Here is a 20551-nt window from a genome sequence, read left to right on the forward strand (position 1 = left end):
ATGACATGAAAGACTTGACAAAAGGGAAGCCTTCCACATTGATCCTGTCCTTTGCGCTTCCTGTATTTCTGGGAAATCTCCTGCAGCTGACGTACAGCCTGGCAGATACCCGGATCGTGGGAAGCTTTCTTAAAGAAGATGCGCTGGCGGCAGTAGGGGCCACCAGTCCTTTAAGCGGGCTGATCATCGGTTTTCTGATGGGCCTTGCAAATGGATTTGCCATTGTCACCGCACAGAAATTCGGTGCCGGAAACCGGGAAGAAGTACGAAAATCTTTTGCGCTGTCTCTTGTAATGGGCAGCGTGATTTCTCTGATCCTGACTGTTTTGGGACTTTTGTTTCTGCATCCGATCCTGAGGTTCCTGAATGTTCCGGATCATTTGACGGGAACTGCCAGGCAGTATATCTTTATTATTATCGCAGGTATGCTGGCAACGTTTCTTTATGATACCTGCGCGGCATCTCTGCGCGCACTTGGGGATACGGTGACGCCTCTTGTGATCCTGGCGGTGTCTGTAACTTTAAATATCGCAGGAGATCTGTTTTTTATTCTGGTAGTAAAAGCAGGAGTTCAGGGAGCGGCCGTTGCCACGGTACTTTCACAGACGCTGGCATTTCTGATATGCTGGTTTTACATGATCCGCAGGTATGAGATCCTACGGCTGAAAAAAGAGGATTTTTTCGGTCTCGAAAGAAATATGATGAAAAATATGCTGAGTGCCGGACTTTCTATGGGACTTGTAAGATCTCTTGTAAATCTTGGTACACTGGCACTTCAGACCTCCATCAATCGGCTGGGAAGAGATATCATTGTGGCACATACAGCAGCTCGTAAGATCACAGAGATGTTTATGATCATGTTTGGCGTGTTCGGCCAGACCATGGCGATCTTCTGCGGCCAGAACGCAGGTGCAGGGAGGATGGACCGGGTACGCCATGGAATCGGTCTTGCAGTTCTGTATACCTGTATCTGGTCCGTGATGACTGTGATCTTCAGTTTTACCATTGGAAAACAGCTGATCTATCTGGTCACAGGAAGCCATAATGAAACGGTGATCCGCAATGCCGCCAATTATCTTAAATTTGATACGATCTTTTATTTCGTAACGGCTGTGATCAGTGTCCTCAGAAATGCTATGCAGGGCCTTGGAGAAACGGTGATCCCTCTGGTTTCCAGTGCGCTGGAGATGATCGGAAAAGTAGTGATCGCGGTGACTCTGGTGCCACTTCTCGGATATACCGGCGTGATCGTAGCAGAACCGATAGTCTGGGTCATTATGGTGATCCCGCTGATCGTGAAGATACTTAAGATGCCTGAATTAAAGAAAACAGTCTGAGAGATTCGAAGATCCGATGAGAAAGATTCGCGTGAAAAATAAAAAGCACATTGTATGGAATGAGCCGCCACCGGAAAGTATGACTTTTGGGGTGGTTCAACCATAGCAATGTGCTTTCTTTAATTTTACATAGTTGCTGTCGCTTCTTTTACGTTTTCCTTTTCAGGGAAGATATGTCTGAAAATAAAACGTACGATCGGACCTGCATAGATCAGCTGCCAGAAGAATGCCATCGGGAAGTTGAATGCGGTTGTCTGAAGCCATACAGCTACAAACTGATTTCCGGCATTCTTAAAGAGAATGGTTGCCGCGAGGCTCATTAACGGGCACATGAAAGCAACGGAAGGAACGGAGATCGCAAGGATCCTGCTGAACGGATGGCAGTTTTTGAAATCTACCATGCGCATTGCACAACCAAAAGCAAGCTTGGATACAAGGAAGAAGTCAAGGATAAATGCGATCGGTCCCATGATCACCAGTTCATGAAAAGCGTCAAGGAACACACGGTTTGTCATACTCCCTGTGTTCAGGGAAATGTTGTAGCAGATCATGGCGTAAACCATGAAAAATACCATGATAAGGGTAAAGATAACTTCCTGGAATTTGTTTTTTGGCATAAAAAATCCTCCTTTAAAATGATTAAGTGATAATGTAAAACCTCAGAGCATGTGTTGTTCGTTAATCATTCAGGAGAATGTGCGTTTCCAATATATGACAGAATTTTGTCATAAACCATATTCGGTTTTTTGACCAGATCAAACTGCGAAGCAGTTATTTGGCTGTAAACAGGCAGCAGAGCGGTTTACGAATATCCGCTTGATACCGGCGATTATGATATCATAAGCAGCAAAGCCTTGTCAATAAGTAAAATTCGCAACATCCTGCGGAATGTTCTGAAAAAACATGGAAATATCAGAAGAGTAATTGAGAAAAAAATGGCAATAACTCCTCTTGACCGTTAAAGTTAGATATAGTAAACTTGTAAACAGTTAGCAGATTCTAACTAATGCGTAAAATTTGTGGCGGGCCGTATCCCCTGACAAAATGCGGCCTGAACAGGAGTTACGGACAGGGCGAAAAGACCAGACAGGAGGATAAATATCAAATGGATTATTTAGAGATTGAGAAGGTCATTGGAAGAGAGATCATTGATTCAAGAGGAAATCCGACCGTAGAGGCAGAGGTTTATCTGGCAGATGGAACGGTCGGAAGAGGAGCAGCACCAAGCGGAGCGTCCACAGGAGAATTCGAAGCACTTGAGCTGAGAGATCAGGATAAAAGCCGTTTTGGAGGAAAAGGTGTTTCGAAGGCCATTGAAAATATCAATACAGTAATTAATGATGCGCTGGCAGGAATGGATGCATCTGATATTTATGCAGTGGATGCTGCCATGCTCAAAGCAGATGGAACAAAGGACAAATCAAAACTGGGCGCAAATGCCATTCTTGCGGTTTCTATTGCGTGCGCACGTGCGGCTGCGATTTCTCTTGACATCCCCCTTTACAGATTTCTTGGTGGGGTGAACGGAAACAGACTTCCGGTTCCGATGATGAATATCCTAAACGGTGGTGCACATGCTGCGAATACCGTTGATGTTCAGGAATTTATGATCATGCCGGCAGGAGCACCAAGCTTTAAAGAGGGACTTCGCTGGTGTACGGAGGTATTCCACGCTCTTGCTGCACTTCTGAAAGAAAAAGGCCTTGCAACAAGCGTTGGAGATGAAGGTGGTTTTGCACCAGACCTTGGAAGCGATGAGGAAGCCATTGAGTACATCCTTGAAGCAGTGAAAAAAGCGGGATATGAGCCTGGAAAGGATTTTGTACTTGCCATGGATGCTGCATCCAGTGAGTGGAAAGGAAACAAAAAGGGGGAGTATGTTCTTCCGAAATGCGGAAAGAAATTTACATCTGCGGAGCTTGTTGATCACTGGAAAAATCTGATCGAAAAATATCCGATCTACTCTATTGAGGATGGCCTTGATGAGGAAGACTGGGAAGGCTGGCAGATCATGACAAAAGAACTTGGAGGAAAAGTACAGCTTGTAGGTGATGACCTGTTTGTTACAAATACAGAGCGTCTTGAGAAAGGTATCAGCCTTGGCTGCGGAAATTCTATTCTGATCAAACTGAATCAGATCGGTTCTGTATCCGAGACTCTGGAAGCCATCAAAATGGCACATAAAGCTGGCTATACAGCGATTTCTTCCCATCGTTCCGGAGAGACAGAGGATACAACCATTGCAGATCTTGCAGTGGCACTGAATACCTGCCAGATCAAGACAGGAGCTCCTTCCAGAAGCGAACGTGTGGCAAAATATAATCAGCTTCTCCGTATTGAGGAAGAGCTTGGAGATGCAGCAGTATATCCGGGATTCCGGGCATTCAATATCAAGAGATAAGATCATAACTAACACATTTCTCAAAAAGGTACGCTTTGGCGTGCCTTTTTTTGGCGAAAATAAGGTTGCCAGATTTCTCAAAATAGTATATTATGATTTACAGCCGTGTGAAAAAATAAAATTGAATATTGGAGATGCTATGAAAGAATACGTAAATACTTTTATACGTTACAGGTTTCTTCTGGGAGAGCTTGTAAAAAAAGGAATCAAACTGAAGTACAGACGTTCCTATCTTGGTATCATCTGGTCTCTTCTTGAGCCGTTGCTTACCATGATCGTACTGACGATCGTATTCGGTACCCTGTTTGGAAACAAGGATCGGACATTTCCTGTATATATCCTGACAGGACGTCTTTTGTACACATTCTATTCCAGTGCCACAAAAGCGGCATTGAAATCAGTAAGAGCGAATTCGGCAATGATCAAGAAAGTTTATGTGCCAAAATATCTCTATCCGCTGTCAAGTGTACTTTTTAACTATGTGATCTTCCTGATCTCACTGATCGTGCTGGTTCCGGTAGGAGCAGTACTTGGTGTGGAGCCGACACTTTATATGTTCCAGATCCCGATCGCGCTGATCCTGGTATTTCTGTTGTCTTATGGTTGTGGAATGATCCTTGCTACGATTGGCGTTTTTTTCAGAGATATGGAATATCTGTGGTCAGTAGCGCTGATGCTGATCATGTATACCTGTGCGATCTTTTATTATCCGTCCAGACTGCTGAAAAGTGGTTTTTCATGGATCCTGAAATATAATCCGCTGTACTGTACCATCGATGTTTTTCGTTCAGGAATGTTCGGGGAGCCGATGAACCTGCATTATGCGGCATACGCACTGGTATTCAGCCTTGTGACGATTGCCATCGGAATGTTCTGTTTCAAGAAGAAACAGGATGAGTTTATCCTTTATATTTAACAGGAGAAAAATATGGAAAAACCTGCAGTAGTTGTAGATAATGTAAGTATGAAGTTTAATCTCAGTAAAGAAAAGGTAGACAGCCTGAAGGATTACGTGATTAAATTCTTAAAAAAAGAAATTAAATATAATGAATTCTGGGCTCTTCAGAATGTTGATTTTGAGGTAAAAAAAGGTGACCGTGTAGGAATCCTGGGACTTAATGGAGCGGGAAAAAGTACTCTGCTCAAAGTAATTGCCGGTGTATTCAAGCCTACCGAAGGCAAGGTGGTCCGAAACGGCCGTCTGGTCCCTCTTCTGGAACTGGGAGCCGGTTTTGACTCGCAGTATACAGGACGTGAGAATATTTTTCTGTATGGTGCGATGCTCGGATATTCCAAGAAGTTTCTGGAATCGAAATTTGATGAGATTGTTGAGTTTTCTGAACTGAAGGAATTTATCGATGTCCCTATTAAGAATTATTCTTCCGGTATGAAGGCAAGACTTGGATTCTCCATTGCCACACTGGTATCACCGGATATCCTGATCCTGGATGAAGTCCTTTCTGTAGGAGATGCCAAATTCCGGAAAAAGAGTGAAAAGAAAGTCTTAAGTATGTTTGATAAGGGCGTTACGGTACTGTTTGTATCCCATTCTCTGGAACAGGTACAGCGCTTGTGCAATAAAGCAATGATACTTGAAAAAGGAAAACTGATCGCATATGGAGATATTGATGAGATCTCGGCCAAATATACGGAGATGATCAGATAAAGAACAGAAGGCGGCCTAGGCAGTCGCATAAATAAAAAGAACCGGACAGTGAACGGTTTGAATAGCAGATAGCCAGACGATTTGCGGAAATGATGCAAATGTCTGGCTATTGTGTTATTATATTACGAAGAAAACAGGGAGGCAAAAAGATGACTTTACAGCAGATCCTTGAAGAGGTAAAAAAAGGCCAGCTCTCTGTGGAGCATGCAGAGGGCCTTCTGAAAAAAGAGGGATATGAAGAAATGGATTATGCGAAGCTGGATACTACCCGAAAAGCGAGGACCGGTTTTGCGGAGGTAGTTTACTGTGCGAGAAAAGCAGACGAACATCTTTTGAATATCTATCAGAAGCTTTATGAGGAAGATGGAGAAGTCTTTGGAACAAGGGCGTCAGAACATCAGTATGAACTGGTAAAAAAGGTTCTTCCTGATGTGGTTTATGATCCGGTTTCCGGAATTTTGAAGATTGAAAAAGAGAAGGAGCATATCGGAAAGGTGGCAGTGTGTACAGCCGGAACAGCAGATATTTCTGTTGCGGAGGAAGCTGCCCAGACAGCAGAGTATTTCGGCACACATGTGGAGAGGATCTATGATGTGGGAGTCAGTGGTATGCACAGACTCTTTTCCAGGCTGGATACTATCCAGGAGGCTAACTGTGTGGTTGCGGTAGCAGGAATGGAGGGTGCGCTGGCAAGTGTTATGGGTGGTCTTGTGAAACGTCCGGTGATCGCGGTACCTACTTCTGTGGGATATGGCGCCAGCTTTCATGGATTGTCAGCGCTTCTGACAATGATCAATTCCTGTGCCAACGGAATTGCAGTAGTAAATATTGACAACGGATTTGGGGCAGGATATCTGGCAACCCAGATCAATCGGCTTGCGGAGGGAAAATAAATGAGAAACAAATTATATCTGGAGTGTACCTCCGGGATCAGCGGGGATATGACAGTTGCGGCTCTTCTGGATCTGGGTGCAGATCAGAAAAAACTGGTGAGAACTCTTAAAAGTCTGCCGGTAAAAGGTTTCGACATAAAGATCAGCCGTGTGATGAAATCAGGGATCGATGCCTGTGATTTTGATGTACTACTGGATCATGATCATGAGAATCATGATCATGATATGAAATATCTGTATGGGCATGATGGAGATTCTTACAGCCAGGATCATGGGGAACATCATTATCAACATAGTCATGAAGCCCTGGAAGCCCATGAGCATCCCCATTCTCATGAACATCATGTACAGGAAACCCATGGAAACAGTCATACATATACAGAAACGATGCATTCCCACCACGGACACCATCACCATGAACACCGTGGCCTTAACGAGATCATGGAGATTATCGACCATGCAGATATGACAGATCGTGCAAAATCCTATGGAAAAAGGATTTTTAAGATTCTTGCCGAGGCAGAAGCAAAAGCCCATAATGTACCGGTGAATCAGGTCCATTTCCATGAAGTGGGTGCAGTGGATTCCATTGTGGATATTCTTTCTGTTGCAATCTGTATGGATGAGCTGGATGTGGAGGAAGTGATCGTTCCAAGACTTTGTGAGGGTAGCGGAACGATTCGCTGTCAGCACGGAATCCTTCCGGTGCCGGTACCGGCGGTAAGTAATATTGTAAGTGCTCATCAGCTGAAGCTGCATATCACATCGGTGCAGGGTGAACTGATAACGCCTACAGGAGCAGCCATTGTGGCGGCATTCCTTACATCAGAAAAACTGCCTGAAGATTTTACGGTGGAGAAGATCGGTATCGGAGCAGGCAAGCGCCAGTATGAGTGCCCGGGAATTCTCCGTGCCATGCTGATCCGGGAATCCGGGGAGGAGGCTTCAGGCAATGATGCTTGTACGGAAATAGACACCATTATAAAGCTGGAATCCAACATTGATGACTGTACAGGAGAAACGCTTGGCTATGTTATGGAGCTTCTGTATGAGGCAGGAGCCAGAGAGGCCAATTACATGCCTGTATTTATGAAGAAAAACCGTCCGGCATGGCTACTTACCGTTCTATGTAAAAAAGAACAGGTTTCAGCGATGGAGCAGATCATTTTCAGAGAAACGACAACCATTGGGATCCGTCGCCAGGAGATGGGGAGAACCATTCTGAAAAGAGAGAAAAGAACGGTTACAACCCCGCTGGGAAATGTAGAAGTGAAGGTCTGCACTTTTGGCGGACAGGAATATTATTATCCGGAATACGAAAGCGTAAAAAAACTTTGTGAAAAAACAGGGATTTCTTATAAAGAAGTATATCATATGGCTGTGCGGGGATAAGATCGGGTTGGTTGCCTTGTATAATGCACTTACATATTGACACCTTTTCGAAAAAACTATATAAATGTATATAGAAAGATTATTGCCGAACAGAACAGCTGGCAATGATACAGTAAGGCAGAGGCAGGAGAAGGATTTATGGCGGTAACAATACAGCAGATTGCAGAACAGGCAGGGGTTTCCAGGGGAACCGTGGACAGAGCATTGAACCACAGAGGACGGATCAATCCGGAGGTGGCAGAGAGAATCTGCCGTCTGGCGGACGAGATGGGATATGTACAGAAAGAACGGAAGCATTCCAGAACAGCTAAAGATGAAAAACTGAAGATCGGAGTGGTGACACAGCTTGCCAGATCTTCTTTTATGCAGGAAGTAAACCGTGGTATTGAGAAGGCAGCCGTGGAACTGAAAGAAAAAGGGATCCAGCTGATCCTGAAAGAGGGTCTTTCCGTTGATGAAGAGGAACAGCTGCAGGCCATTGAGGAACTGGAACAGGAAGGAATCCGGGGACTTGCGGTCATGCCGGTAGACAGTGAGACTGTCCGGGAGAAACTGAATGCTTTGATCGAAGAGAAGAATATCCCAGTAGTAACCTTTAACTCTGATATTGTAGGAACGAGAAGAACCTGTTTTGTGGGAATGGATAACCGCAAGAGCGGACGTACCGCAGCCGGACTTCTTGGAATGCTGACAAGAGGAAATGGAAAGATCCTGATCATCACCGGATATTTCAGCAATCATGTTGACAATCAGCGAGTGGATGGCTTTGTGGAGGAAACCAAGCGGACTTTTCCACATCTGGAGATCGCCGGTGTTCACGGAAGCTTTGATGAAGCAGCTGAGGTGGAGCACATTATAGAAAATGCCATGATGAGTACTTCAGGGATCAGCGGGATCCTGGTGGTATCCGGAGGCCAGGCAGGAGTGGGTAAGGCATTTGAAAAGCTGAGACTTGACCGCAGGCCCTACGTTGTGATCTACGATCAGACTCCGAAGAATGAACGGGCACTGAAGAATGATCATGTGGATTTTCTGATCGACCAGAATGGATATGTCCAGGGGTATGAACCGCCAAGGATCCTGGCGGATATCCTGACAAAAGGACAGGAGCCGGAGAGAGAATATCTCTTTACAGATATCAAGATCAAAACAAAATATAACCTTTGAACATGTATTGTGCAAAGTATCATATAAAATAGTCTGCAGGATGAAAACTGCAGGCTTTTTTATATTACAGGAAATCTGTAAGATACTACGATATGGAATATAGATTCCAAGAAAACAACTGTCTGGATACATTTGATTGCGTGCTAATAGCGTGATAAAAATATCAACACGCAAATGCACATGCAGATAATAGCTACTTTGAACAAAACAAAACTACAAAAATTGTATAGAATAACTGAAAAAAAGAAAAATGAAAAGAAGTACTTGCCCAAATTGTAAAACAGTGCTATATTAACATCATAAGAAACACGCAAGAAAGCACGCTAAATAAAAGAAAAAGCACGCAAAGTAAAAAAGCACACAAAAAAGAAGTAAAAAATAAACCATCAAACAAACGGAGGTAAGATCATGAAGTATATCGAATTTGATGAATCCAGACCAATGGACCTGGTGCTCCTTGGAAGAGTTGCCATTGATTTTAATCCTGCTTACAACGATCAGGTAAAGGAGGAGTTCAAACCCCTGAAGAAGGTACATATGTTTGAGAAATTTGTAGGAGGATCTCCTGCAAACATCGCTGTAGGTGTTACCAAGCATGGCCTGAAAGCAGGATTTATCGGAAAGGTTTCGGATGATCAGTTCGGTGAGTATGTTGTAGATTATTTTGATGAGAGAGGAATCGATACCTCACAGATCACAAAATGTACAAACGGAGAGAAGCTGGGACTTACCTTTACCGAGATGCTTTCTCCAAAGGAAAGCAGTATCCTCATGTATCGTAACCGTATCGCAGATCTGCAGCTTCATGTAGACGACATCCACGAGGATTATATCAAAAATGCAAAAGCGATCCTCATTTCCGGAACTGCTCTCGCAGAGAGCCCTTCCAGAGAAGCAGCGATCAAAGCGGTTATGCTTGCTAAGAAAGTAAACACAAAGATCATTTTTGATATTGATTACAGAGAGTACAACTGGAAGAATGCAGATGAGATTTCCATCTACTATTCCATCGTAGCTAAGGAAGCTGACATCATCATGGGCTCCAGAGAAGAGTTTGACCTTACAGAGAAACTGATCAAAGAAGGCATGACTGATGAGGAGAGTGCAGCTTACTGGCAGGCAAAAAATGCAAAGATCGTTGTCATCAAACACGGTATGAAGGGTTCCACAGCCTACACAGTTGATGGACAGAAGTTCAGCATCAAGCCATTCCCGGTTGAGGCAAGAAAAGGCTTCGGCGGCGGCGACGGATACGGCTCCGGATTCCTGTATGGACTGTATCAGGGCTGGGAGATCATTGACTGCCTGGAGTTTGGTTCTGCTGAGGCATCCATGATGGTTAAGAGCAACAACTGCTCCGATTCCCTTCCGGGACCGGATGAGGTTCATGCATTTATTAAAGATGAAAAAGAAAAATTCGGCGAAATGATCGCAAGAGTATAAAGAAAAGGAGTGGAAAAAATGTCAAAGACAGTAAGAATGACAACTGCACAGGCAATTGTAAAATTTCTGGATAATCAGTATGTTTCCATGGACGGAGTGGAGACAAAATTCGTAGAAGGATTTTTCACGATCTTCGGACACGGTATTGCTGTAGGACTTGGCGAGGCACTGGATACCAATCCGGGGCAGCTGAAGGTTCTTCAGGGAAGAAATGAGCAGGGCATGTGCCACGTTGCAACCGCTTTTGCAAAACAGAGCAACCGCAAAAAAATCATTGCATGCGCTTCCTCCATCGGACCTGGAGCTGCAAACATGGTAACAGCATGTGCAACAGCAACTGTAAATAATATTCCGCTTCTTGTATTCCCGGCAGATACTTTTGCATCTCGCCAGCCTGACCCGGTTCTCCAGCAGCTGGAGCAGAGCAGCAGCCTTGCCATCAGTACGAACGATGCATTCAAACCAGTCTGCAAATACTGGGATAGGATCACAAGACCGGAGATGGTCATGACCGCTCTGATCAATGCAATGAGAGTTCTTACAGATCCGGCTGAAACAGGTGCATGCTGCATCGCACTTTGCCAGGATGTTGAGGGTGAGTCCTTTGACTTCCCGGAGTACTTCTTCAAGAAGAGAGTGCACAGGATCACAAGACCGGTTGCAGTAGAGGAAGAGCTTGAGGATGTGGCAGAGGTCATCGCAGGAGCGAAGAAACCGCTTATCGTTGTTGGTGGTGGTGTCCGTTACTCAGAAGCTGGAGAAGCTGTTGAGAAATTCTGTGAAGAGTTCAAGATCCCATTCGGCGAGACACAGGCCGGAAAGAGTGCCTGCCAGTCTGGCAATCCGTACTGTCTTGGCGGTATCGGTGTAACAGGAACCTACGCTTCCAACATCATCGGTAAAGACGCAGACGTGGTAATTTCTATCGGTTCCAGAATGTCTGACTTTACAACAAGCTCCAAGCATCTGTTCCAGAATGAGGATGTTCAGTTTGTAAGTATCAACAACTGCAGATTCCACGCATACAAGATGGATGCAGTAAAAGCAGTGGGTGATGCAAAAGCTACCGTAGAAGCACTTGCAGAAAAGCTTCGTGCAAGAGGATATAAATCTGCATACACAGATGAGATCGAGAAAGCAAAAGCTGCATGGGATAAAGAGATGGAGCGCCTTGGAAGCATTGAGTACACAGGAGATGATTTTGAGCCGCTGATCAAGGCAAGAGATCCTCGTACGATCCCGGAATATGTAAAGCTTACAAATGGAAAGATCACACAGACAGCAGCACTTGCAGCCATCAACAGAACTATCGACAAAGATGCAACCATCATCACAGCAGGCGGTTCCCTTCCAAGCTGTATGCAGCGTATGTGGAGAACAGACAAACGTGGCGGATATCATGCAGAGTACGGATATTCCTGTATGGGATATGAGGTTGCCGCTACCCTCGGCGTGAAATTTGCTGAGCCGGATAATGAAGTATACTGCGTAGTTGGAGATTCCAGCTTCCAGATGCTTCACAGTGAGATCATGACTATCATGCAGGAGAGACAGAAAGTCAATATCATGGTATTCGATAACTGCGGATTTGGCTGCATCAACAACCTTGAGATGAACCACGGAATCGGAAGCCTTGCAACAGAGTTCCGTTATACAGACGGCAAGAAACCGACTGGAGATCTGATCCCTGTAGATTATGCAAAGATCGGCGAAGGCTATGGCCTGAAGACCTATACCTGCCGTACAATCCAGGAGCTGGTAGATGCTCTGGAAGATGCCAAAAAGCAGGAGATTGCATGCCTCTTTGATCTCAAAGTTATCCCGAAGACCATGACAGACGGATATGAGTCATGGTGGGATGTAGGAATCGCAACAACATCTGAGAAAGAAAGCGTAAGAAGGGCCTGCGAAGGAGTTATGAAAGGCCGTGAAGAGGCAAGACTGTACTAATCTGGGAGGTAAGAAAATGAGTAAAGTATTTGGTTATCCGGAATATGACGAAAAAGGCGAAAAGATTCTTACAACATACGATAATGAGTACAAGGCCATGATGATGGACATCCGTGTTTACCGTATGAAGGCAGGGGAGACAAGAACATTTTTAAGAGAGGGTGAGGAGACAGCAGTTCTCCTCCTCTCCGGAAATATCACCTATAAATGGAACGGAAACGAAGCAGCAGCAACCAGAAAAGATGTGTTCACAGAGGGACCTTGGTGCGTTCATGGATGTACAGGAACTGAGATCACAGTTGTGGCAAATGCGGAGTCACAGATCCTTGTTCAGTGCACAAAGAACGAGAAAGATTTCGGTGCAAAACTCTACAAACCGGAAGATGCTCCGTGGGGATATTCCTGCGTAGGCAAGTTCGGAAATGTTGCGAAGAGAAGAGTAAACACCATCTTCGATCATGACATTTCACCGGAGTCCAATATGGTTCTTGGTGAGGTTCTCAATGACAGAGGAAACTGGTCCGGATACCTGCCGCACAGACATCCGCAGCCTGAGACATACTTTTTCAAATTTGATCATCCGGAAGGGTTTGGAGCAAGCTTTGTCGGTGATCAGGTATTTAAGAGTACAGACGAGAGCTTTTCCGCAATTCCAGGAGGAGAGCTTCATCCGCAGGCAGTTGCACCTGGATATCAGATGTATACATGCTGGATGATCCGCCACATTGACGGAAATCCGTGGCTGCAGACAGACCGCTGCGAGGATGAGAGATATACCTGGCTTCATGACGCCGAGTTTTAAGGATTCGGAGATACTGATACTGGATCGTAAATAACAGGCAGCAGGAAGAGGAAAATGCTGTTGTTCGTGAGGAGCGGACAGCAGTAGACCTGCTGCTATTATGAAAAAAATTGTACTGACTGAAGGGAGATTTTGACAATGGCAAGAGAATTTATTGTACCTGGAGAAATTATTTCCGGTTCCGGAGCACTGGACATGGCAGAAGGAGCACTGAAACTCCTTGGTAAAAAAGCTCTGATCGTAACCGATAAAGTAATGATCGACCTGGGAAACTGTGCAAAAGTTGAGAAGGCGCTGACAAATCAGGGCATTGAATACAGCATTTATTCTGACATCTGTGGTGAGCCAACAGATACCATGATCGAAAAAGGCTTACAGATCTATAAAGATGAGAACTGTGACTTCCTGGTAGCTCTGGGAGGCGGAAGCCCCATTGACTCCATGAAAGCCATCGGCTCACTGGTAGTAAACGGTGGAAGCATTTCCGACTACATGGGAAAAGTGATCGATGTAAAGATGCCGCCAATGGCGGCGATCCCTACCACAGCAGGAACGGGATCTGAGGCAACACAGTTCACGATTATCACGGATACCAAAAAAGACATCAAGATGCTTCTTAAAGGCAAAGTTCTCATGCCGGATCTTGCCATTATCGACCCACAGTTTACTATGACTGCACCTCCAAAGATCACAGCAGCAACAGGTCTTGATGCACTTTGCCACTGTGTGGAAGCTTATACATCCAGAAAAGCACAGACACTTTCCGATACTTTTGCAGTATCTGCAGTAAAGAGGATCTTTAAATATCTTCCGGTTGCATATAAAGACGGAAAGAATGAAGAAGCTCGTGTACAGATGTCTGTCGCTGCTCTTGAGGCAGGAATCGCATTTAACAATGCATCTGTTACCATTATCCATGGAATGAGCCGTCCGATCGGAGCACTGTTCCATGTAGCACACGGACTTTCCAATGCCATGCTTCTGAAGGAGTGCCTTACCTTTGCGCTTCCCGGAGCATACGACAGATTCGGAGCGTTGGGACGTGATATTGGTGTGGCGGATGCAACTGATTCTGATCAGGAAGCGGCTGAGAAATTCCTGAAAGCAGTAGAGTCACTTGTAAATGAACTGGATACTCCGACTCTGGAGCAGTTCGGTATCAATAAAGAAGAGTTCTTCAACGTCATCGACAAAATGGCACATGATGCCATGGACAGTGGAAGTCCTCAGAATACCATGCGTGATGTAACAGAAGAGGAAGTAAAAGAAATCTACAGAAAACTCTGGTAAAATGTAAATGTAAACCCTGCATTGCCAGATAGGAAAAGACTCCGGACCGGAGAAAAAGGCTCCGGAGTCTTTTTTCCCGTGGCAAATATAGCTGCAAAAGAAAAGGAGGCATATCCCTCATGAGAAAAAAGTATATCTGTATTCTGGTGGCAGTCATAGGAGTTTGCAGCCTTTCCGGATGCGGGTCTTCTGCAAAGAAAACAGAAGAAGAGCAGGTAACGATCGGTGTTGTTACAAAATCTAAAAGCAGTGAATATTGGTTGTCTGTCTGCGACGGAATGAAAGATGCAGCAGAAAAATATCATGCAGATGTGGTGATTCTGTCCCCGGATTCCGAAACAGAAGAAGAGGTTCAGAAAAATATGATCCGGGATCTTCTGAAAACCGATATCCAGGCGATGGCAGTTTCTCCTATAGATTCCTATGAATGCGAAGATTATTTAAATTTCGCAAGAGAAAAGGGGATTTCTGTATATGCCTGTGATACTCCCATAGAGGATTCAGAAATCCCTTATATTGGAATTGACAATGAAAAACTAGGCTATGAGCTGGGCGAGCAGCTTGCAAAGGCTCTGGATCATAAAGGAAAGATTGGCGTGATCGCCGGTGATTTTAAGCAGGCTGGACACCGGATGCGTGTTGCCGGATTTGAAAAATATATGGAAAAAGAGCCTGGGATCATCATTGAAATGGTTCGGAACGGATACAGCAATATGCGGGTTTCCCAGAAGGATGTGGATGAGATCCTAGTGAAGTATCCGGATCTTAACGGAATCATGACCACAAGTGCAGTGACGGCCCTGGGACTTTCAGAGGCAACTGAAGGACGGGAGATTTCTATTGTTTCCGTAGATGCTCAGGAAGATGCCTTGAAAGCGGTTCAGGATGGGCGTATCGTGGCGCTTGGCGCGCAGTCCGGTTATCAGATCGGTTATGAAACCATCCGGTATATTGTGAAGGATCTGGAGGGAGAGGGAACAGGAGAAGATGAGATTCTGGATTCCCAGGTGCTTACCGAAGAAAATATTGATACATATATGAAGGATGACGGACATTCTCATCCCTGATACAAGCAGGTTTCCATCCGCTGCTTATTATTTTTTACAATCCGGCAGAGGCATTGACTGATTCGGTAAAAAGTCAGGCTGGTATCCAAAAATAAAACACAAAACATAAAAATAGGACAAAAGAAGGATGTAGAGATATCAGAAGCAGAAAAACTTTGGTACAGATTTAACAGTCAGGTAAAAATAATACCGAAAAAACTAAAATTTCTCATACTATGATAATCCCGTATTTTCGATAAAATAGAATCATCAAAAGGAAAGCGAAAATAAAAAAACGAAAAGAAATGAAAGGGCGGGATAATAAGATGGAGAAGAAAAAACTTTCGGTATCAACAGGGCTGTGTTATGCTGGAGGAGATGTAGGATGTAATATCGTGTTCGGAATGATCGGAACACTGCTGACGCTGTTTTACACAGATTATGTAGGGATAAGCGCAGCAACAGTAGGACTGGTAATGTTACTTTCCAGATGCTTTGATGGATTTTCCGATCTGGTCATGGGTGTCATTGTAGAGAGAACCAATTCCAAATGGGGAAAATCAAGACCCTGGCTTCTGTGGATGAGCATTCCGTTTGCGCTGTCAGCAGTACTGCTTTTCACAGTGCCGCGTACAACAGGGATGCTTCAGTTTCTGTATCTCTTTGTAACCTATAACTTCTGTACGACCATATGCTATACAGCGATCAATCTTCCATATGGAAGCCTTTCTTCAATGATGATCCGCGAATCATCAGAGAGAGATAAACTCAGTGTATTGAGAATGGGACTGTCACCTATCGGAAAGATCGTTGCAGCAACCTGTACACTGCCGCTTGTAAAGCTTCTTGGAAATGATCAGGCTGCATGGATCAAGGTTATGAGCGTATGGGCAGTGCTTGCACTTGCACTTCTGCTTCTCTGCTTCTTCAAATGTGAGGAAAAGGTTCAGATCGAAGCAAGAAAGAAAGATGAGAAGCTTCCGATTCCGACAATGCTGAAGGCACTTTTTGCAAATCAGTATTTCTGGGCAGTAATGCTTCTGTGGACAGTACAGAGTGTATCCTTTACGATCACAGGAACCATTCTTCCGTACTACTGCAAATATATTTTCAACAATGATACATGGATGTACAGCGCACTGTTCCTTACAGAGACCCTGGTTCTGGTAGTGGGAATCTTTATCTGCTCACCGTTGATCAAGAAATTCGGAAAAAGAAATATCGCATTTGTCGGCGGATTTGTTGCACTTGTCGGCCAGATTCTGTTTTTCCTGAATCCATACAGCTTCGGCTTCATGGTTATGAGCTGTGTCACACGTGCCATCGGACTTGCTCCACTGAACGCAGTTGTATTCAGTATGGTTGGTGATGTGGTAGAGTTCGGACAGTGGAAAAACCATATCCGTCAGGAAAGTCTGATCTTTGCAGGCGGTTCCATCGGAACAAAAGTTGGCGCAGGTCTTGCCTCCGCAGTGATCACAGGTCTTTTAAGCAGTTCCGGATATGTAAGCTCATCTGCAGGAATAACTGCACAGCCGGAAACAGCACTGGAGATGATCGTTTCTCTTTATAAATTTGGACCGATCCTCATTGCAGCAGTGATCATTGTAACGCTTTTCGGATATAAGCTTGACAAAATGTATCCGGCGATCATGCAGGAGCTTACCGAGCGCGAGGCACACGGACAGTTATAAACATTTTATTGTAAAACATATATTCAACCGCAAACAGGAAATCAGGCAGGGGTAGGATACTCCTGCTGTTTCCTGCGTTTATGGGCATATAGCATAGAGAGGTGTATATCCGCTTTACGGAAGGGAGGAGTTCTATGTTAAAAAGTATCCGGGCAAAGATATTACTGGCGATCCTGACAGTAACCATGTTTACTGCCTGTTCTCTTACGGTGGTATTTTATTTTCGGGCAGCAGGGATGATCGAAGAAAATTATTCAGGTATCCTGTATGGACGGATGCAGCAGACTATAAAAGATCTGGACGAATCCCTGAAAGAGATTTATTATGTGAATACGAGAACTGCCTGGGATACAGATATACGGAATAATGCGAAGGAATACAGCTGTACAGGAAATGAAAACGGCCTGGAAAATATGGCTGGGCTTCTCCGGGAACACAGTCGGGAATATAAAGATATCAACTCCCTTTACTTTGTTTTTCCAGACAAAAAAATGGCTGTGACTTCTGAGGAATTTCCGGTAAACAAGCAGGGGATTTCAGGAGAACATATCGAGGAATTGGAAAAAATACAGGAACTGGATTCCTTTCCGGTTCTTGTGGAATCTCCGATCCATGAAGGCGGCAGCTTTCTTTCTGTGATCCAGAAGGTAGAGGATGATAACGGAGAGATTCTGGGGTATGTTGTCGCAGACATCAGGGAACGGGCAATTTATTACGAATATCTGGAAGCTGTCAATGACGAAAAGATCACCAGAATAGTTCTGGTAGACAGAAATGATGAAATCGTGACATCCGGAGACTACAGTGACATTGGAAAAACATTTCCGGAGATTACAGACCAGAATGTTCCGAAAATGGAAGGCTATGCAGAAAAAAACGGTGTGATCTCTTTTTTCAGCAGAGGTAGCTTTTCAGACTGCGGCTTATATCTGGAGGTACCGAAAAAAGAAGTTTTAAGCGGACTTTCCCGGATGCGGCTCTTTCTGATCGGAATATTTGGTGCAGTTTTTGTGGCAGCTGTGCTGCTGGCACTGTGGCTCTCCAGAGTAGTCTGCGGACCGCTCAGATCCATGACTGGCACGGTTGAGAAGGTTGGTGAGGGAGATTTGAGCCTCCGTACAGAAGTGACTACTGCTGATGAGATCGGAACCCTCGGAAAAGAATTCAACCACATGCTGGATTATATCGAAGCTCTGATCGCCCAGGTGATCGAAGAGGAACAGCAGAAAAAAGATGCAGAGCTGGAAGCACTGCAGTATCAGATCACACCGCATTTTATGTATAATACATTGAACTCCATCAAATTTGCGGCATTTCTGAAAGGGGAAAAAGAGCTGGCGGGGCTTATTGGAGATTTCGTGGAGCTTCTGCAGGCCAGTATCAACAAAAAGGGAAGCTTCCTTTCTGTTGCCGATGAGATCCATATACTGAAAAATTATATCCATCTGCAGGATTTTCGCTATCAGGGAAGCTTTCAGGTGAAATATGAGATCTCTGAGGAAGCATACCGGTGCTATATTCCAAGACTGATCCTTCAGCCGCTTGTGGAGAATGCTCTTCTTCACGGGATCGACATCAAACGGCAAACAGGAAAAATCTGGATCAGCGGAAACGTAAGTGAAGGAAAGCTGATCCTCATAGTAAAGGATAACGGCAGAGGAATGACAAAAGAGCAGATCCGAGATCTTTTTAACAGTCATGCAAAAAAAACAAACGGACTTTCCGCAGTGGGGATTCCAAATGTAAAAGAACGCCTGGAGCTTTATTACGGGACACAGGGAGGAATGGAATACGTAAGCAGTGGAAACGGTACAGAGGTCACGGTATTTCTGCCTGCGATCTATGATATGCCTGAAGAAGGGAGAAAAAATTAATGTACAGAACACTGGTGGCAGATGATGATTTTCTTGTAAGGAGCTATCTCAAAACCCTGGATTCCTGGGAAAAAGCAGGATATGAGATCGTGGATGATGCAGAAGACGGGGAGGAAGCTTATGGATTCCTTCAGAAAGAAAAAATCGATGTTCTTGTGACGGATCTTACCATGCCTGTGATGGATGGAATTGAGCTGATCAGAAAGATCCGTGAGGAAAACAGGGATATCTATATTATCGTGCTCAGCTGTCATGATGATTTTGAATATGTAAAAGAGGCCATGCGTCTTGGGGCGGATGAATATGTATTAAAGAACAGTCTGGACGAGGATAGTCTTTATGATACTCTGGAAAAATCAGCCCGGCTGATCGAGAAGCGCAGAGAAAAAAGTCAGGAACAGGCACGGACGAGAAAGCTGATCCATCTGGGAAGTCACGCTCTGAAGTATTATTTTTTTAACGGACTGATCTCGGGGATGCTGAAAAATCAGGCACGTGAGGAAAAGCGTGTGGAAGCTGGAATCGCCGGGAAATATTTTAACAGTGCTGTGATCTGTATGTTTATGGAGAACTGGGCAGAGAGGGAAAGACAATGGACGCCGCTGGAAGTGGAACAGTATTCCCATCATTTCCGTCACAGACTGCTGGAACGTACGGAGGAGCTTCTTGGGACAGAAAGTGAATTTACGGAAGTGGTCTATCTTGGCGCAGGGATTTTTTGCTGTTTTCTTGATCTTTCCGGAGACTGCAGGACATCGGCTATGCAGCAGAGACTGACTGAGGCAGCAGCGATCTGCTACCGGCACTGTCAGGAGGATCTTTGTGATTTTGGTATCAGTGTCAGCAGTGTCTGCATGGGAGAGGATGGGATCCGCCAGGCTTATCAGCAGGCCAGAGAAATGATGAAGCTGCATTTTTATGAGAAAAAAGAGATCCTTTATTTTGAAGGACGGAAGAAAGCGGACAGTGTTTTACCGGAAAGTGCTGAGAAGCTGGAAGGGCAGATTTCCAGGCTGAAGGCAGGGAAAGACCGAAAGAAAGCGGAGGAGCTTTGGACACAGGTTCTCGCTGACTGTCAGGATCGTTATACCGACGGAAGACTTCTGGTACAGTGGCTTAAGAAATTGAATCAGACAGCCGGAATTGAGAAAGAGCCCATCTGGTATGGAGATATTGAAAGCTTTGAGAAATTCAGGGAAAAGGGCAGTGCCTGTATTTCACAGCTTTTTGTGGGGGAAGAGGATGCTGTTCCGGAGGGGACCTCTGCTGCTGTGAAAAAAGCTCTGGAGTTTATCCGGGAACATTATGAAGCGCCGATCAGCCTTCAGGATGTAGCAGATGCGGCGGAGGTGAATCCTGCTTATCTCAGTTATCTTTTCAAACAGGAGATGAAGATCGGTTTTTCCAATTATGTGCAGGAGCTTCGGATCGACTGTGCAAAGAAGCTTCTTTCAGAGACGAACTGTAAAGTGAAGGATGTGGCATTGCGTTCCGGTTTTGGAGATTATCATTATTTTTCCAAGACATTTAAGAAGTTTACGGGCTTAAGTCCTGCGGAATACAGAAAAGAATCCGGATTATCATAGAAAGAGGTGC

16 protein-coding genes are annotated in these 20551 nt (G+C 44.7%); 15 read left to right on the top strand and 1 reads right to left on the bottom strand.

From position 1 onward, the window contains the following. Positions 1-5 precede the first annotated feature (5 nt). The gene (locus tag BN3261_RS03370) at positions 6-1337 is read left to right on the top strand and encodes an MATE family efflux transporter (RefSeq protein WP_059085461.1); all 1332 of its coding nucleotides are present in this window, start codon (positions 6-8) and stop codon (positions 1335-1337) included. A gap of 125 nt (positions 1338-1462) precedes the next feature. Here the strand turns inward: BN3261_RS03370 and BN3261_RS03375 are convergent, their stop codons facing one another. Further along, entirely contained in the window at positions 1463-1954 is a 492-nt protein-coding gene (locus BN3261_RS03375; RefSeq protein ID WP_059085462.1) for a DUF2798 domain-containing protein, read from the bottom strand. A 488-nt stretch (positions 1955-2442) separates the two neighbouring features. Between BN3261_RS03375 and eno the strand changes: the two genes are divergently transcribed. The 14 genes from eno (at position 2443) to BN3261_RS03445 (ending at position 20541) form a co-directional block, all read left to right on the top strand. Further along, positions 2443-3738 (top strand): phosphopyruvate hydratase, encoded by a 1296-nt coding sequence (gene eno / locus BN3261_RS03380; protein ID WP_044961624.1) that lies wholly within the window; start codon positions 2443-2445, stop codon positions 3736-3738. A gap of 139 nt (positions 3739-3877) precedes the next feature. Further along, positions 3878-4654 (top strand): ABC transporter permease, encoded by a 777-nt coding sequence (locus BN3261_RS03385; RefSeq protein WP_059086856.1) that lies wholly within the window; start codon positions 3878-3880, stop codon positions 4652-4654. Positions 4655-4666: 12 nt separating this feature from the next. Then, on the top strand, positions 4667-5404 hold the full coding sequence (locus tag BN3261_RS03390; RefSeq protein ID WP_021651749.1) for an ABC transporter ATP-binding protein: 738 nt from the start codon (positions 4667-4669) through the stop codon (positions 5402-5404). A 149-nt stretch (positions 5405-5553) separates the two neighbouring features. Beyond that, the gene (gene larB / locus BN3261_RS03395; RefSeq protein ID WP_059085463.1) at positions 5554-6297 is read left to right on the top strand and encodes a nickel pincer cofactor biosynthesis protein LarB; all 744 of its coding nucleotides are present in this window, start codon (positions 5554-5556) and stop codon (positions 6295-6297) included. Beyond that, on the top strand, positions 6298-7689 hold the full coding sequence (larC, locus tag BN3261_RS03400) for a nickel pincer cofactor biosynthesis protein LarC (RefSeq protein WP_059085464.1): 1392 nt from the start codon (positions 6298-6300) through the stop codon (positions 7687-7689). Between the two features lie 138 nt (positions 7690-7827). Further along, positions 7828-8856: a LacI family DNA-binding transcriptional regulator gene (locus BN3261_RS03405; RefSeq protein WP_059085465.1), complete on the top strand. Its 1029-nt coding sequence runs from the start codon at positions 7828-7830 to the stop codon at positions 8854-8856. Between the two features lie 408 nt (positions 8857-9264). Beyond that, the gene (gene iolC / locus BN3261_RS03410) at positions 9265-10299 is read left to right on the top strand and encodes a 5-dehydro-2-deoxygluconokinase (protein WP_015524405.1); all 1035 of its coding nucleotides are present in this window, start codon (positions 9265-9267) and stop codon (positions 10297-10299) included. Positions 10300-10317: 18 nt separating this feature from the next. Then, complete coding sequence (gene iolD, locus BN3261_RS03415) at positions 10318-12249, top strand: 3D-(3,5/4)-trihydroxycyclohexane-1,2-dione acylhydrolase (decyclizing) (protein ID WP_059085466.1); 1932 nt, start codon at positions 10318-10320, stop codon at positions 12247-12249. Between the two features lie 16 nt (positions 12250-12265). Then, complete coding sequence (locus BN3261_RS03420; protein ID WP_015524407.1) at positions 12266-13051, top strand: 5-deoxy-glucuronate isomerase; 786 nt, start codon at positions 12266-12268, stop codon at positions 13049-13051. Positions 13052-13189: 138 nt separating this feature from the next. Beyond that, the gene (locus BN3261_RS03425) at positions 13190-14341 is read left to right on the top strand and encodes an iron-containing alcohol dehydrogenase (RefSeq protein WP_015524408.1); all 1152 of its coding nucleotides are present in this window, start codon (positions 13190-13192) and stop codon (positions 14339-14341) included. Between the two features lie 119 nt (positions 14342-14460). Further along, positions 14461-15408 carry a substrate-binding domain-containing protein gene (locus tag BN3261_RS03430; protein WP_059085467.1) on the top strand — a complete coding sequence of 316 codons (948 nt, stop codon included), beginning with the start codon at positions 14461-14463 and terminating at the stop codon, positions 15406-15408. Between the two features lie 305 nt (positions 15409-15713). Next, the gene (locus BN3261_RS03435; RefSeq protein ID WP_235812337.1) at positions 15714-17081 is read left to right on the top strand and encodes an MFS transporter; all 1368 of its coding nucleotides are present in this window, start codon (positions 15714-15716) and stop codon (positions 17079-17081) included. 134 nt (positions 17082-17215) lie between these two features. Beyond that, a complete protein-coding gene (locus tag BN3261_RS03440) occupies positions 17216-18955 on the top strand; it encodes a cache domain-containing sensor histidine kinase (RefSeq protein ID WP_059085469.1) in 1740 nt (579 codons plus the stop codon). Beyond that, positions 18955-20541, top strand: a complete 1587-nt coding sequence (locus BN3261_RS03445) for a response regulator transcription factor (protein WP_021651740.1) — start codon at positions 18955-18957, stop codon at positions 20539-20541. Before BN3261_RS03440 ends, BN3261_RS03445 begins: the two co-directional genes overlap by 1 nt. The last annotated feature ends 10 nt before the right edge of the window (positions 20542-20551 follow it).

The sequence above is a fragment of the Blautia massiliensis (ex Durand et al. 2017) genome (assembly GCF_001487165.1).
In the GTDB taxonomy this organism is placed as follows: Bacteria; Bacillota; Clostridia; order Lachnospirales; family Lachnospiraceae; genus Blautia_A; species Blautia_A fusiformis.

Bases quoted from the DNA above. Each gene is read 5' to 3' on its own strand.
- larC (WP_059085464.1), top strand. From the start codon at position 6,298: ATGAGAAACAAATTATATCTGGAGTGTACCTCCGGGATCAGCGGGGAT.
- eno (WP_044961624.1), top strand. From the start codon at position 2,443: ATGGATTATTTAGAGATTGAGAAGGTCATTGGAAGAGAGATCATTGAT.
- BN3261_RS03375 (WP_059085462.1), bottom strand. From the start codon at position 1,954: ATGCCAAAAAACAAATTCCAGGAAGTTATCTTTACCCTTATCATGGTA.
- BN3261_RS03370 (WP_059085461.1), top strand. From the start codon at position 6: ATGAAAGACTTGACAAAAGGGAAGCCTTCCACATTGATCCTGTCCTTT.
- iolC (WP_015524405.1), top strand. From the start codon at position 9,265: ATGAAGTATATCGAATTTGATGAATCCAGACCAATGGACCTGGTGCTC.
- BN3261_RS03390 (WP_021651749.1), top strand. From the start codon at position 4,667: ATGGAAAAACCTGCAGTAGTTGTAGATAATGTAAGTATGAAGTTTAAT.
- BN3261_RS03445 (WP_021651740.1), top strand. From the start codon at position 18,955: ATGTACAGAACACTGGTGGCAGATGATGATTTTCTTGTAAGGAGCTAT.
- BN3261_RS03425 (WP_015524408.1), top strand. From the start codon at position 13,190: ATGGCAAGAGAATTTATTGTACCTGGAGAAATTATTTCCGGTTCCGGA.
- BN3261_RS03420 (WP_015524407.1), top strand. From the start codon at position 12,266: ATGAGTAAAGTATTTGGTTATCCGGAATATGACGAAAAAGGCGAAAAG.
- BN3261_RS03440 (WP_059085469.1), top strand. From the start codon at position 17,216: ATGTTAAAAAGTATCCGGGCAAAGATATTACTGGCGATCCTGACAGTA.
- BN3261_RS03430 (WP_059085467.1), top strand. From the start codon at position 14,461: ATGAGAAAAAAGTATATCTGTATTCTGGTGGCAGTCATAGGAGTTTGC.
- larB (WP_059085463.1), top strand. From the start codon at position 5,554: ATGACTTTACAGCAGATCCTTGAAGAGGTAAAAAAAGGCCAGCTCTCT.
- BN3261_RS03385 (WP_059086856.1), top strand. From the start codon at position 3,878: ATGAAAGAATACGTAAATACTTTTATACGTTACAGGTTTCTTCTGGGA.
- BN3261_RS03405 (WP_059085465.1), top strand. From the start codon at position 7,828: ATGGCGGTAACAATACAGCAGATTGCAGAACAGGCAGGGGTTTCCAGG.
- iolD (WP_059085466.1), top strand. From the start codon at position 10,318: ATGTCAAAGACAGTAAGAATGACAACTGCACAGGCAATTGTAAAATTT.
- BN3261_RS03435 (WP_235812337.1), top strand. From the start codon at position 15,714: ATGGAGAAGAAAAAACTTTCGGTATCAACAGGGCTGTGTTATGCTGGA.